Source organism: Dorea ammoniilytica (assembly GCF_025567415.1).
In the GTDB taxonomy this organism is placed as follows: Bacteria; Bacillota; Clostridia; order Lachnospirales; family Lachnospiraceae; genus Claveliimonas; species Claveliimonas ammoniilytica.
Map to the genome: position 1 here is coordinate 231,092 of NZ_JAOQJV010000001.1, position 14,159 is coordinate 245,250.

General features: G+C 45.2%; 12 protein-coding genes. All 12 read left to right on the forward strand.

Annotated elements, in window-relative coordinates; translation table 11 throughout:
- Positions 1–22 precede the first annotated feature (22 nt).
- The 12 genes from OCV65_RS01105 to OCV65_RS01160 all read left to right on the forward strand — a co-directional run bounded on the left by OCV65_RS01105 (position 23) and on the right by OCV65_RS01160 (position 14,052).
- Positions 23–1,201, forward strand: coding sequence for a stage II sporulation protein P (locus OCV65_RS01105; RefSeq protein ID WP_262580634.1), 1,179 nt, complete (start codon positions 23–25; stop codon positions 1,199–1,201).
- 103 nt (positions 1,202–1,304) lie between these two features.
- Entirely contained in the window at positions 1,305–3,227 is a 1,923-nt protein-coding gene (locus OCV65_RS01110; RefSeq protein ID WP_262580635.1) for a DNA gyrase/topoisomerase IV subunit B, read from the forward strand.
- 17 nt (positions 3,228–3,244) lie between these two features.
- Positions 3,245–5,485: a DNA gyrase/topoisomerase IV subunit A gene (locus OCV65_RS01115; RefSeq protein ID WP_262580636.1), complete on the forward strand. Its 2,241-nt coding sequence runs from the start codon at positions 3,245–3,247 to the stop codon at positions 5,483–5,485.
- A 182-nt stretch (positions 5,486–5,667) separates the two neighbouring features.
- Positions 5,668–6,135 (forward strand): ribosome maturation factor RimP, encoded by a 468-nt coding sequence (locus OCV65_RS01120; RefSeq protein ID WP_262580637.1) that lies wholly within the window; start codon positions 5,668–5,670, stop codon positions 6,133–6,135.
- A 24-nt stretch (positions 6,136–6,159) separates the two neighbouring features.
- On the forward strand, positions 6,160–7,368 hold the full coding sequence (gene nusA, locus OCV65_RS01125; RefSeq protein WP_118383744.1) for a transcription termination factor NusA: 1,209 nt from the start codon (positions 6,160–6,162) through the stop codon (positions 7,366–7,368).
- Positions 7,369–7,407: 39 nt separating this feature from the next.
- On the forward strand, positions 7,408–7,668 hold the full coding sequence (gene rnpM / locus OCV65_RS01130) for an RNase P modulator RnpM (RefSeq protein WP_262580772.1): 261 nt from the start codon (positions 7,408–7,410) through the stop codon (positions 7,666–7,668).
- Positions 7,655–7,966, forward strand: a complete 312-nt coding sequence (locus OCV65_RS01135; RefSeq protein WP_262580639.1) for a YlxQ family RNA-binding protein — start codon at positions 7,655–7,657, stop codon at positions 7,964–7,966. Before rnpM ends, OCV65_RS01135 begins: the two co-directional genes overlap by 14 nt.
- A 29-nt stretch (positions 7,967–7,995) precedes the next feature.
- On the forward strand, positions 7,996–10,842 hold the full coding sequence (gene infB, locus OCV65_RS01140; protein WP_262580640.1) for a translation initiation factor IF-2: 2,847 nt from the start codon (positions 7,996–7,998) through the stop codon (positions 10,840–10,842).
- Between the two features lie 50 nt (positions 10,843–10,892).
- Positions 10,893–11,276: a 30S ribosome-binding factor RbfA gene (gene rbfA / locus OCV65_RS01145; protein WP_118383740.1), complete on the forward strand. Its 384-nt coding sequence runs from the start codon at positions 10,893–10,895 to the stop codon at positions 11,274–11,276.
- Positions 11,266–12,216, forward strand: a complete 951-nt coding sequence (locus OCV65_RS01150; RefSeq protein ID WP_262580773.1) for a DHH family phosphoesterase — start codon at positions 11,266–11,268, stop codon at positions 12,214–12,216. Before rbfA ends, OCV65_RS01150 begins: the two co-directional genes overlap by 11 nt.
- Before the next feature lie 3 nt (positions 12,217–12,219).
- Positions 12,220–13,119: a tRNA pseudouridine(55) synthase TruB gene (truB, locus tag OCV65_RS01155; protein ID WP_262580642.1), complete on the forward strand. Its 900-nt coding sequence runs from the start codon at positions 12,220–12,222 to the stop codon at positions 13,117–13,119.
- Between the two features lie 15 nt (positions 13,120–13,134).
- Positions 13,135–14,052 carry a bifunctional riboflavin kinase/FAD synthetase gene (locus OCV65_RS01160; protein ID WP_262580644.1) on the forward strand — a complete coding sequence of 306 codons (918 nt, stop codon included), beginning with the start codon at positions 13,135–13,137 and terminating at the stop codon, positions 14,050–14,052.
- Positions 14,053–14,159: the final 107 nt, after the last annotated feature.

Sequence of the window (14,159 nt, forward strand, 5' to 3'; positions counted from 1 at the left end):
GACTGCCGGAGGTGAGTGAACGATGCGGAGTGGACATGTAAAGATCAACCGTTGCCTGATTCTGATGCTGTCAGTGATCTTGGGGGCATATATATTGTGGAATATGGGCGTATTTTCCTGGGATATGATCTGGGAGGAGATTACCGATATGCTGGTCAGGCAGTCGGCGGAGTGTTATCTGCCCGGAATGGTATATGTGGCAGAGGATAAAAATGGTGACTGGAAGGAATGGCTGGAAGGAAAGGCAGCCGAGCTGATACCGTTAGGTACGTATTTGGATGAAAAATCAGAATGGGAGACCGAAGTGGAGGATGCAGAGACAATTGCAAAGATTCTGGCGGAACAGGCGTCAGATGAGAATGCGGTGGATGCGAATGGGGCGTTAATCGGCGAGGATGATTCAGCTAAGACGGAAGGAGTGGGCACAGGCATTGATGTATCTCCGGAGAAAATGGGAGATTTTAACTATCTGCTGAGCCATTTCTATACGGTGGACAGTTCCACGATGATCCGCAGTGATGAACTGAATGGGACAGAGCTTATGAGCAAGGATCTTCATATTAATCAAGAGACAGGAGGACCGAAGATCCTGATCTATCATACCCATTCCCAGGAAATGTTTGCGGATTCGGTACCTGGAGATCCGTCTACATCGATTGTGGGAATCGGAGATTATCTGACGGACCTGTTGAATCAGACATATCATATAGAAACAATGCATCATATAGGTGTCTATGATCTGATCAATGGAGAATTGGATCGAAGCAAAGCATATGATCTGGCGAAACCGGAGATCGCAGAGATTCTGAAAAATAACCCATCCATTGAGGTGGTGATTGACTTGCACAGGGATGGCGTGGGTGAGGGAACCCATTTGGTGACGGAGATCAATGGAAAGCCAACAGCCCAGATTATGTTCTTTAACGGACTAAGTAAGACCAGGTCAAACGGTGAGATTGATTATCTTGCCAATCCTTACATACAGGATAATCTTGCATTTTCTCTGCAGATGCAGGTGGCGGCAAGTGAGAAGTATCCGGATTTTGCCAGACGGATCTATCTGCGAGGATACCGTTATAACATGCATCTGATGCCGAAGAGTCTGCTGATTGAGGCGGGTGCGCAGACGAATACCGTACAGGAAATGAAAAATGCGATGGACATCTTAGCGGAGCTGCTGAATCAGGTGCTGGTAAAGTGATTGGTAACGATCACTAAAATAAATTCTTTGCGAAAAAGAAACATTTGTGATATTCTAATACAACATGGGTAAGTATGCGAAATAGTAGAAAGGACTAATTAACATGGCGAATAAAGCTACATATGATGCGGACAGTATCTCGGTGCTGGAGGGGCTGGAGGCAGTCCGTAAGAGACCGGGTATGTATATCGGAAGTACCTCAACGAAAGGTCTGAATCATCTGATCTATGAGATCGTGGATAATGCAGTGGATGAGCATCTGGCGGGATTCTGTTCCGAGATTCATGTGACATTGGAAAAAGACGGATCGGCAACCGTGGTGGATAACGGACGAGGCGTGCCTGTCGGCATGCATGCAAAGGGCATGTCTGCTGCCAGACTGGTGTACACGACACTGCATGCGGGCGGTAAATTCGATGACTCGGCCTATAAGACCAGCGGTGGTCTGCACGGTGTGGGTTCTTCTGTAGTCAATGCGCTGTCTGCATGGATGGACGTGGAGATCAGCAGAGACGGATATGTGCATCATGACCGCTATGAGCGTGGTGTTCCGGTAATTGAATTGGAAGATGGACTGTTGCCGAAGATCAGTAAGACAAGAAAGACAGGAACGAAGGTCAGCTTCCTGCCGGATGATACGATCTTTGAGAAGACGAAATTCCGCGGGGAAGAGATCAAGAGCCGCATGCATGAGACGGCTTATCTGAATCCGAACTTAACAATTATATATGAAGATAAACGTGGAGAAGAGACCGAACATATCGAATATCACGAGCCGGACGGTATCATTGGCTTTATCCGCGATCTGAATGCTAAGAAAGAAGTCATCCATGAACCGGTGTATTATAGGGGAACAGCAGAAGGCGTTGAGGTCGAGGTTGCGTTTCAGTATGTCAATGAGTTCCATGAAAATGTACTTGGCTTCTGTAATAATATCTATAACGCAGAGGGCGGAACCCATCTGACCGGATTTAAGACAACATTTACCACAGTGATGAATCAGTATGCCAGAGAACTGGGTATCCTGAAGGATAAGGATGCGAACTTTACCGGAGCGGATATCCGTAATGGTATGACAGCCATCGTATCGATTAAACATTCGGATCCTAGATTCGAGGGACAGACAAAGACAAAGCTGGATAACCCGGATGCTGCCAAAGCGACAGGAAAGGTAACCGGTGAGGAAGTTGTACGCTATTTTGACCGCAATCTGGATACCTTAAAGAAGGTGCTTGCCTGCGCAGAAAAGGCAGCCAAGATCCGTAAGACAGAGGAACGCGCAAAGACGAATCTGCTGACCAAGCAGAAGTATTCCTTTGACAGTAACGGCAAGCTTGCTAACTGTGAGAGCAGGGATGCGTCCAAATGCGAGATCTTTATCGTGGAGGGAGATTCTGCGGGAGGTTCTGCCAAGACAGCCAGAGATCGTATGTATCAGGCAATCCTGCCGATCCGCGGTAAAATCCTGAATGTAGAAAAAGCAAGTATCGACAAGATTCTTGCCAATGCGGAGATCAAGACAATGATTAATGCATTCGGATGCGGTTTCTCCGAAGGATACGGCAATGACTTTGACATTACCAAACTGCGGTATGACAAGATTATTATCATGGCAGATGCAGATGTGGATGGAGCACATATTTCCACCCTGCTGTTAACTTTGTTTTATCGTTTTATGCCGGAACTGATTTACGAAGGACATGTATATATCGCGATGCCTCCGCTCTATAAGGCAATGCCGAAGAAGGGTGAGGAAGAATATCTCTATGATGACAAGGCATTAGAACGTTATCGTAAGACCCACGAGGGACCATTTACCTTACAGAGATACAAAGGTCTGGGCGAGATGGACGCAGAGCAGCTCTGGGAGACAACGTTGAACCCGGAGACTCGTGTAATGAAATTAGTAGAGATCGAGGATGCCAGAATGGCATCCAGTGTGACGGAGATGCTGATGGGGACAGAAGTGCCGCCGCGCCGTGCATTTATCTACGACAATGCGACAGAGGCAGAGCTTGATATCTAGGGAGGAGCAGATAAAATATGAGTGAAGCACAGATTATTCGTACCGAATATTCGGACGTGATGAAGAAATCATATATTGATTATGCCATGAGTGTTATCGTGGCAAGAGCCCTTCCGGATGTGAGGGATGGGCTGAAACCGGTACAGCGGCGTACACTGTATGATATGCATGAGCTTGGCATCCGGTGGGACAAGCCTTACCGTAAATGCGCCCGTATTGTGGGTGACACTATGGGTAAATACCATCCGCATGGTGACAGTTCTATCTATGAAGCACTGGTTGTGATGGCACAGGACTTTAAGAAAGGGAAGATTCTGGTGGACGGACATGGTAACTTCGGCTCTATTGAAGGAGACGGAGCAGCAGCCATGCGATACACGGAAGCGAGACTTGCAAAGTTTACCCAGGATATCTTTCTTGCGGATCTGGACAAAGATATTGTGAATTTTGTTCCAAACTTTGATGAGACAGAAAAAGAGCCGGAGGTGCTGCCGGTACGTGTGCCGAATCTGTTGGTCAATGGTGCAGAAGGCATTGCAGTTGGTATGGCGACCAGCATTCCTACCCATAATCTGGGTGAGGTGATCGATGCGGTCATCGCGTATATGAAAGATAATACACTGACCACAAAGCAGTTAATGAAATATATCAAAGGACCGGATTTCCCGACCGGCGGTATTGTGGTCAATCAGGACGATCTGCTGTCAATCTACGAGAGTGGAACCGGTAAGATCAAGATCCGCGGTAAAGTAGAGACAGAAGATATGAAGGGCGGTAAAAAACGTCTTGTTATTACCGAGATTCCTTATACGATGATCGGAGCAGGCATTGGCAAATTCTTAAATGATGTCTGCAATTTGGTGGAGACCAAGAAAGCATCGGATATCGTAGACATTTCCAACCAGTCCTCTAAGGAAGGTATCCGCATTGTGATCGAATTGAAGAAGGGCGCGGATGTAGAGAATCTTACGAATATGCTCTATAAGAAGACACGTCTGGAAGACACCTTTGGCGTAAATATGCTGGCGGTAGCAGACGGCAGGCCGGAGACCATGGGCTTAAAAAAGATTATTGAACACCATGTGGATTTCCAGTTTGAACTGGCGACCAGAAAGTATCGTACACTGCTTGCAAAAGAACAGGATAAGAAAGAGATTCAGGAAGGACTGATCAAAGCCTGTGATGTGATTGATTTGATCATTGAAATTCTCAGAGGCAGTAAGAACATCAAAGATGCGAAAGCATGTCTGACGAATGGTGTGACTGAGAATATTAAATTCAAGAGTAAGATTTCACAGAAGATGGCGGCGATGTTACGCTTTACGGAGCGCCAGGCTACAGCAATCCTGGAAATGCGTCTGTATAAGCTGATCGGCCTGGAAATTGAGGCATTACAGAAAGAGCACGAGGAGACGTTGAAGAAGATTGCACGCTACGAGGATATCCTGAATCATTATGAGTCAATGTCCAGTGTGATCATCGAAGAGCTGGAACAGTTCCGTACGGAATTTGCAGGAGCCCGTCGTACCGTGATCATGAATGCAGAAGAGGCGGTATTTGAAGAAAAGAAGATTGAGGAGCAGGAAGTGGTGTTCCTGATGGACCGCTTTGGTTACGCACGTACCGTAGATCCGTCAGTATATGAGAGAAATAAAGAGGCAGCAGACAGTGAGAACAAATACATTGTCTCCTGCATGAATACCGGCAAATTGTGTCTGTTTACCAATACCGGCAAGATGCATCAGATCAAGCTACAGGATCTTCCGTATGGAAAGTTCCGTGATAAAGGCATTCCGATAGATAATGTGAGTAATTTTGACAGCACCGGTGAACAGATCGTTTACCTGTGTGATGGCGAGCAGATGCGTTATGCATGGCTGATGTTTGCGACGAAGCAGGGCATGATCAAGAAGGTAGAGGGTGCTGAGTTCCAGGTGATCAAACGTACCATCGTGGCGGCGAAGCTGCAGGACGAGGATGAACTGATCAGCGTTCAATTGATCCATCCAAATCAGCAGGTGGTATTACAGACCAAAGAAGGGTATTTTCTGAAGTTCGCTGCAGATGAAGTGGCAGAGAAGAAGAAGGCAGCAGTCGGTGTCCGGGGAATCAAGCTTAAGAAGAATGACGAACTGGAACAGGTATATCTGATTGGAGAAGGTCAGGAGAGTACGATACGTTACGGTGAAAGGGATCTGTATCTGAACCGATTAAAACTGGCTAAGCGTGGTGGAATGGGTACCAAAGCACGGAGTTAGCAATTTGTATCAAAAATAGAAAAAACCTTTGTAAAATATGGGAAATCCCTTGATTTTACAAAAAGCAGGTGCTATACTGTATACAGTTACATAGTAGATTGAGGCAAGAGTGAACGAAAGTTCACTCTTCTTTGTTGTAAGAAAGCATATTAATAATTTTAAGAAAGAAGGGAATAACTGCATTGTCTAAGAGAGAAAGTTATGAACAGAGAACAGAAGCAATTCTGCTCCCAATCCTTGAGAAGCATGGATTCTCACTGTGGGATGTGGAATATGTGAAGGAAGGCGGTAACTGGTATCTGCGTGCTTACATTGATAAGCCGGATGGAATCGGAGTGAATGACTGTGAGGTTGTAAGCCGTGAATTGTCAGATATCCTGGATGAGGAAGATTATATTGAAGGATCTTATATTCTGGAGGTCAGTTCACCGGGACTTGGAAGACCGCTGAAGAAGGACAGAGATTTTGAGAGAAGTATGGGAGAAGAGGTGGAGATCCGTACTTATCGGATGATCGACCGTACCAAAGAATTCCGTGGAATTCTGAAAGCATACGACAAAGACAGTGTGACCATTGAGATGGACGATTCCCGGGAAAAGACATTTGAAAAAAGTGAAATAGCATTGGTTCGGCTTGCTTTTGATTTTTAGATTTATCAGTAGGAGGAAAAGAAAATGAATACAGAATTATTAGAAGCGTTGACAATATTAGAGAAAGAAAAAGACATCAGCAAAGAGACACTCTTAGATGCCATTGAGAATTCTCTGATCAATGCATGTAAGAACCATTTTGGAAAAGCGGATAATATCAAAGTTATCATGGATCGTGAGACCTGCGATTATCAGTTGATCCAGGAGAAGACAGTAGTAGATGAAGTGATGGATGATGTAGAAGAGATCAGCCTGGAAGATGCTAAGAACATCGATAAGAAATATGAAATCGGTGACATCGTACAGATTCCGGTAGAGTCTAAATCATTCGGACGTATCGCAACACAGAATGCAAAGAATCTGATCCTTCAGAAGATTCGTGAAGAAGAGCGTAAAGTGATTTACGATCAGTATTTTGAAAAAGAAAAAGATATCGTAACTGGTATCGTACAGCGTTATGTTGGACGTAATATCAGCGTAAACCTTGGTAAGGTGGATGCTATGCTGACAGAAAATGAGCAGGTAAAGGGTGAGGTGTTCCAGCCGACAGAGCGTATTAAGCTGTACGTTGTAGAAGTTAAGAATACAACCAAGGGACCTAAGATTCTGGTATCCAGAACCCATCCGGAACTGGTAAAACGTCTGTTTGAAGCAGAGGTTACTGAAGTAAGAGACGGCGTCGTAGAGATCCGCAGTATTGCAAGAGAAGCAGGAAGCAGAACGAAGATCGCTGTATGGTCTAATGATCCTGATGTAGATCCGGTAGGAGCATGTGTAGGTATGAACGGTGCACGTGTCAACACGATTGTTAATGAGTTGCGTGGCGAGAAGATCGATATCATCAACTGGAGTGATAATCCGGGTATTCTGATTGAGAATGCACTGAGCCCGGCAAAGGTTATTTCTGTAATGGCTGATCCGGATGAGAAGACTGCAAGCGTTATTGTGCCGGATTACCAGCTTTCACTGGCTATCGGTAAAGAGGGACAGAATGCAAGACTGGCAGCGAGACTGACCGGATACAAGATAGATATTAAGAGCGAGAGCCAGGCAATTGAGTCAGGAGAGCTTCCGGAGAACTATATGGAACTGATGGAAGGTGTATACGAAGAAGAGATGTACGAGGACGGCTACGATGAAGAAGTGGCAGATGAAGCTTACGAGACATCTGAAGAAGCATCTGAGGAGACAGCACCGGAAGACGAGATTCAGTTCGAAGAAGTAGAAGAATAAGAGTAGAAATCAGGTGATTGTTTGAGTGGAAATAAAAAGATGCCTGTGCGTATGTGCGTAGGCTGTCAGGAAATGAAGAATAAAAAAGAGATGATCCGGGTGATCAAGACACCGGAAGGTACATTTATGTTGGATGCGACCGGCAAGAAGAATGGCAGAGGGGCATATGTATGTCCAAGTGAAGAATGTTTGCAGCTTGCCCGTAAGAACAAGGGACTGGAAAGGTCATTCAAACAGGCTATCCCGGCAGAAGTCTATGAATCGCTGGAAAAGGAGATGGAAGCACTTGAAATCAGATAAAGCATTGTCAATGCTCGGCCTTGCGGCAAGAGCGGGAAGAATCGTCAGCGGAGAATTTACCGTCGAGAAGGAAGTGAAGAGCGGCAGAGCATATCTGGTGTTGATCGCAGAAGATGCATCTGAGAATACCAGAAAAAAATTTCAGAATATGTGTGAATTCTATGAAGTACCAATGCGCCTGTGTTATGACAGAGAGAGGCTTGGACATTTTATCGGCAAAGACTTCCGCGCATCCGTTGCAATATTGGATGAGGGATTCGCAGATAACATTCTGAAACATTTAAACAGTCAGATATAGATACAATTGCATAGAGGAGGTTAGTTTGTATGTCAAAAGTAAAAGTATATGAACTTGCAAAGGAACTTGGCAAGGACAGCAAAGACGTTGTGAAGTTCCTGGAAGGAAAGAATATAGAAGTAAAGAATCATATGAGCACGATTTCAGAGGATGAAGCCGCCATGGTGAAGAAAGCACTTGGCGGAAGCAAAGCCTCTGCATCAGGGGATGAGGCTAAGGCAGCACCGAAGAAGAAAAATATCGTGCATGTATTCCGCCCGCAGAATACCAGAGACGGTTCCAGAAATGGCAGACGTCAGGCCGGGCGTCCTGCCGGTGGAGCAAAGGCACCGCAGAATGCAAAGCCGATGCAGGTACAGAACGGAAGACCGGCACCGGGAAGCAAGCCGGCAGTAAAATCTGTCGCTAAGCCAGCAGTTAAGCCTGTAGCAGAGAAGCCGGCAGAAGCAGTAAAGCCTGCAGAGGTGAAACCAGAAGTAAATGCAGAGACAGTACAGTCTAAGAAGCCGGAAAGTACTCCGGTACAGCCGCAGAGTGTGGCGAACCAGACAGAAAAAGTTCAGGAGAAGAATACGTCAGTGGAAAAACCAGTTAAGAACAGAGAAGAACAGAATAGAAATTCTCAATCCCAGGAAGGACGCAGAGAGCGTTCACAGGGGGGATATAACAGAGACCGTCAGGGAAGAAATGACAGAAATAATGACCGCGGTGACAGAAACGGTCGCCCACAGGGAGACAGAAGAGATAATAACCGCGGAAGAAACGACAGAAATAACGATAGAAATGATCGCCCGCAGGGAGACAGAAGAGATAATAACCGCGGAAGAAATGACAGAAATGATCGTCAGGGCGGATTCAACAACAGAGACCGACAAGGAAGAAACGGAAATGACCGTTTCCAGAATAACGATCACCGCAAGAAGAATAATAATCCTGCAATTCCTGCACCGGCTTTGGAAGGACAGAAGCCACAGCAGAGAAAGAATAAGGGTAAGGAAGACTTCAAGAAGAAAGATTACCGCAAGGATGACGAAGACAGAATGCCTAAGGGAAGAAAGCAGAAGAATGATCAGAAGCAGCAGATGCAGAAGCCACAGCAGAAGGAACAGAAGGTAGAAGAGACAATCAAGTCAATCGTAATTCCAGAGGTCCTTACAATCAAAGAACTGGCAGATAAGATGAAGATCGTACCATCTGTTATTGTTAAGAAGCTCTTTATGCAGGGCAAGATCGTAACTGTTAATCAGGAGATTGATTATGATACAGCAGAAGAGATTGCGCTTGAGTTTGATGTACTCTGCGAGAAGGAAGAAGTTGTAGATGTAATTGAAGAACTCCTGAAAGAGGAAGAAGAAGACGAAAAGAAGATGAAGAAACGTCCGCCGGTTGTATGTGTTATGGGACACGTTGACCATGGTAAGACTTCTCTTCTGGACGCAATCCGCCATACAAATGTGATCGACCGTGAGGCCGGTGGTATTACACAGCACATTGGTGCTTCTGTTGTTACAGTAAATGGTGAGAAGATTACATTCCTGGATACACCGGGACATGAGGCTTTTACTGCAATGCGTATGCGTGGTGCGAACTCTACTGATATTGCGATTCTTGTAGTTGCCGCTGATGATGGTGTAATGCCGCAGACGGTTGAGGCGATCAACCATGCGAAAGCTGCAGGTATTGAAATTGTAGTTGCGATTAACAAGATTGATAAGCCAAGTGCAAATATCGATCGTGTAAAACAGGAACTGTCTGAGTACGAACTGATTCCGGAAGACTGGGGCGGAAGCACAATCTTCGTACCGGTATCTGCTAAGACCGGAGAAGGTATTCAGGATCTGATGGAAATGCTGCTTCTGACAGCAGAAGTATCTGAACTTAAGGCTAATCCGAACAGAAGAGCAAGAGGTCTTGTAATCGAGGCTCAGCTTGACAAAGGTAAGGGACCGGTTGCTACTGTTCTGGTACAGAAGGGTACACTGCGTATCGGAGATGCGATAGCTGCAGGTTCTGCTTACGGTAAAGTAAGAGCGATGATGGATGATAAGGGACGCCGTGTAAAAGAGGCCGGCCCGTCTACTCCGGTAGAGATTCTTGGTCTGAATGACGTGCCGAATGCCGGTGAAGTATTTGTTGGATGCAAGAATGACAAAGATGCAAGAAGTTTTGCTGAGACATTTATCTCGCAGAACAAAGCTAAACTTCTGGAAGATACTAAGGGTAAACTTTCTCTGGATGATCTGTTTACACAGATCAAGGAAGGTAACCTGAAGGAACTGAATATTGTAGTTAAAGCAGACGTACAGGGATCTGTAGAGGCGATCAAGCAGAGTCTCCTGAAGCTGTCTAACGAAGAAGTTGTAGTTAAGATCATTCATGGCGGTGTTGGTGCGATCAACGAATCTGACGTCAGCCTGGCATCTGCATCCAATGCGATCATCATCGGATTTAACGTTCGTCCGGATGCGACCGCAAAAGAGACAGCAGAGCGTGAAGGTGTAGATGTACGTTTGTATCGTGTTATTTACAATGCTATCGAAGATGTGCAGGCAGCGATGAAGGGTATGCTGGATCCGGTATTTGAGGAGAAAGTGCTTGGTCATGCCGAAGTACGTCAGACATTCAAGGCTTCCGGAGTGGGTACAATTGCCGGATCTTATGTGCTGGATGGTATATTCGAAAGAGATTGTCAGGCAAGGATCGTACGTGACGGTATCGTTATTTATGATGGCAAGCTTGCCTCTCTGAGAAGATTTAAGGATGATGTAAAAGAAGTACGTGCCGGATATGAATGTGGTTTCGTATTTGAAAATTATAATGATGTAAAAGAAGGCGACCAGGTAGAGGCGTTCAAGATGGTTGAGATCCCTAGATAATAGCGGGGATCTGACGCCCCACCCGGGGAGTCTTGGTAAGGAGAATAGAATTGAGAAAAAACAGTATTAAGAATACCAGGGTGAATACAGAAGTTCAGAGAGAACTGAGTAATATTATCCGTGCAGGGATCAAAGATCCGAGGGTAGCACCATGGACATCTGTTGTTGCAGTACAGGTAGCTCCTGATCTGAAGACCTGCAAGGCTTATATCAGTGTGCTTGGCGATGAGAAAGCACAGGCAGACACAGTAGTCGGACTTAAGAGTGCGGAAGGATATATCAGAAGACAGCTTGCACATAATCTGAATATGCGCAACACTCCAGAGATTACATTTGTGCTGGATCAGTCAATTGAGTATGGTGTAACTATGTCTAAGAAGATTGATGATGTAACCAAGGATTTGGATACGGACGGTGAAGAAGATGCTGAATAAAATGCTTCAGAAAGCACAGACGGTTGCCATTGGCGGACATGAGCGTCCGGATGGCGACTGCATTGGTTCCTGCATGGGAATGTATCGATATATTAAGAATAATTACCCGGAGATCCAGGTGAATCTCTATCTGGAACCGATTGCGGATAAATTTCGCTTTATCCGTGGAACAGAGGATATTTTAAGTGAGATTGACGAAGAGAAACGCTATGATCTTTTTATCAGTCTGGACTGCGGAGACCGGGCGCGTCTCGGATTCTCTGAGCCGCTGTTCTGCAGTGCGGCACACACATTGTGTATTGATCATCATGTGAGTAATGGTTCTTTTGCAGAAGAGAATTATATATTCCCGGATGCAAGTTCTGCGTCAGAGCTAGTATACGAACTACTGGATAAGGACAAGATTACAAAGGAGATTGCGGAGTCCCTGTATATGGGAATTGCACACGATACGGGAATCTTCCGTTACTCCTGTGCATCGCCGAAGACATATCGCGTGGCGGCAGATCTGCTGGAATATGGATTTGATGCTCCGGCACTTCTGGATTCTACATTCAGCGAAAAGACATATGCACAGAATCAGGTGATGGGACGAGCATTGTTAGAGAGTATTCTGTTCATGGATGGTAAATGCATAGCATCGTCCTTTAAAAAGGAGCAGATGGACTATTATGGCGTGACACCAAAGGATTTAGATGGCATTGTGTCACAGCTTCGCCTGACGAAGGGTGTGGAGGTCGCGATATTTGCCTATGAGTTGGCGGCAGATGTGTACAAAGTCAGCCTGAGGTCCAAGAGTTATGTGGATGTGAATAAAGTAGCCAGCTATTTTGGCGGAGGCGGTCACGTGAGAGCGGCCGGCTGTACTATGCCTGGTACGATCTATGATGTGCTGAACAATCTCTCCGGACGGATTGCGATGCAGATGGAGCAGGAATAAATCATGATTCATGGAATTATTAATGTATATAAAGAGAAGGGATATACTTCTCATGATGTAGTAGCAAAACTCAGAGGTATTGTTGGTCAGAAGAAGATTGGCCACACAGGAACCCTGGATCCAGATGCGGAAGGGGTTCTTCCGGTATGCCTGGGAAAGGCGACGAAGGTATGTGAACTTCTGACAGACAAGGATAAGACATACCGAGCAGTGCTTTTCCTGGGACAGACAACAGATACCCAGGATGCTTCAGGTACAGTGCTTGAGACTTCAGATATTTCGAATCTGAATGAAGCACAGGTGACAGAAGCTGTCAAGAGCTTTGTGGGAGAATATGCACAGATACCGCCAATGTATTCAGCTCTCAAGGTGGGTGGTAAGAAACTTTATGAACTTGCGCGTGAAGGGAAAACAGTAGAACGCAAAGCAAGAAATGTGATGATTCACAGTATTAAGATTCTTTGTGTAGATCTTCCGAGAGTAGAAATGGAAGTTTCCTGCTCAAAAGGAACTTATATCCGTACGTTATGTCATGATATCGGTGAAAAGCTCGGTGTCGGTGGATGTATGGAGTCGCTGCTCCGGGTGCAGGTAGGACGCTTTGTGCTGGCAGACAGCCTACGCCTTAGTGAGATACAGAAGGCGAAAGAGGATGGGAATCTGGAAAAGATTCTTCAACCGATCGACAGTGTGTTTGAACAATACAGAGCAGTTTGGATCCGTCCGGATCAGGAAAAGAGACTGCAGAATGGTAATTCGTTCCGTAAGCCTGACAGATCACAGAACTATGATGATCAGGAAATGGTAAGAGTTTATGATTCGAATGGACATTTTGCGGCAGTTTATCGGTATGTAGAAAAAGAACATGAATTCCGAATTGTGAAAATGTTTCTGCAGCCGTAGAACAAGAGGAGAAACATGCAATATATTAAAGGCTTGAAAGATTACCACGATGACAGTCAGACTGCTGTTACGCTCGGAAAGTTTGATGGTGTACATCGTGGCCATGAAAAACTTGTTGAAAAAGTAATAGAATATGCAGATACTGCGGGTGTAAAAAGTGTTGTGTGTGCATTCGATATGCTGGCATTTTCGAAAAAGCATGTGGATGAACGCTGTATTTTGATGACCAAAGAGGAAAGGGAAGACAGACTTCACGACCGGGTGGATTATCTGGTCGACTGTCCATTTACCAGAGAGTTCAGTCAGGTGAAGGCTGAAGATTTTATCCGGGATGTGCTGGTGGATACATTCCATGCATCTTATGTGGTGGTTGGAACGGATTTTACGTTTGGCTATAAGAAACGCGGCGATATTCACATGTTGAAAGAGTATGAAAAGGTATATGGATATCATCTAGTTGTGATCGAGAAAGAACGGTACCACGACCGGGAAATCAGCAGTACTTATATACGTGAAGTGCTGAACGCAGGGGATATTCCGCTGGCTAATACATTACTGGGATATCCGTATCGGGTTATAGGGTGTGTGGAGCACGGAAAAAGACTTGGCAGAACACTGGGATTTCCAACTTTGAATGTGGCTCCAAATCCAAATAAGCTGATGCCGCCAAATGGTGTATATGCAGTGCAGGTAAAGATGGACGGGAAGGTCTACGGAGGCATTGCCAATGTAGGCGTGAAGCCGACAGTGACGAATGAGAATCGGATGCTGGTGGAAGCGTTTTTGTATAATTACTCTGGTAATGCATATGGTAAAGAAGTAGAGATTGAGTTTTGTGAATATCATAGACCGGAACAGAAGTTTCATGGTGTTGATGAGCTGAAAGCGTGTGTGGATACAGATATTTTATACGGAAAAGAGTATTTTAAATAAAAGTCTAGGAGATAATACGAAAATGTTGTATAATATGTACAAAGGTGTTTGGGGTGTGGAATGTTCTGCGCAGCGATGATCCTTTGACATCAAAATACATGTATTAT

Bases quoted from the DNA above. Each gene is read 5' to 3' on its own strand.
- OCV65_RS01105 (WP_262580634.1), top strand. From the start codon at position 23: ATGCGGAGTGGACATGTAAAGATCAACCGTTGCCTGATTCTGATGCTG.
- OCV65_RS01110 (WP_262580635.1), top strand. From the start codon at position 1,305: ATGGCGAATAAAGCTACATATGATGCGGACAGTATCTCGGTGCTGGAG.
- OCV65_RS01115 (WP_262580636.1), top strand. From the start codon at position 3,245: ATGAGTGAAGCACAGATTATTCGTACCGAATATTCGGACGTGATGAAG.
- nusA (WP_118383744.1), top strand. From the start codon at position 6,160: ATGAATACAGAATTATTAGAAGCGTTGACAATATTAGAGAAAGAAAAA.
- rnpM (WP_262580772.1), top strand. From the start codon at position 7,408: ATGCCTGTGCGTATGTGCGTAGGCTGTCAGGAAATGAAGAATAAAAAA.
- infB (WP_262580640.1), top strand. From the start codon at position 7,996: ATGTCAAAAGTAAAAGTATATGAACTTGCAAAGGAACTTGGCAAGGAC.
- OCV65_RS01150 (WP_262580773.1), top strand. From the start codon at position 11,266: ATGCTGAATAAAATGCTTCAGAAAGCACAGACGGTTGCCATTGGCGGA.
- truB (WP_262580642.1), top strand. From the start codon at position 12,220: ATGATTCATGGAATTATTAATGTATATAAAGAGAAGGGATATACTTCT.
- OCV65_RS01160 (WP_262580644.1), top strand. From the start codon at position 13,135: ATGCAATATATTAAAGGCTTGAAAGATTACCACGATGACAGTCAGACT.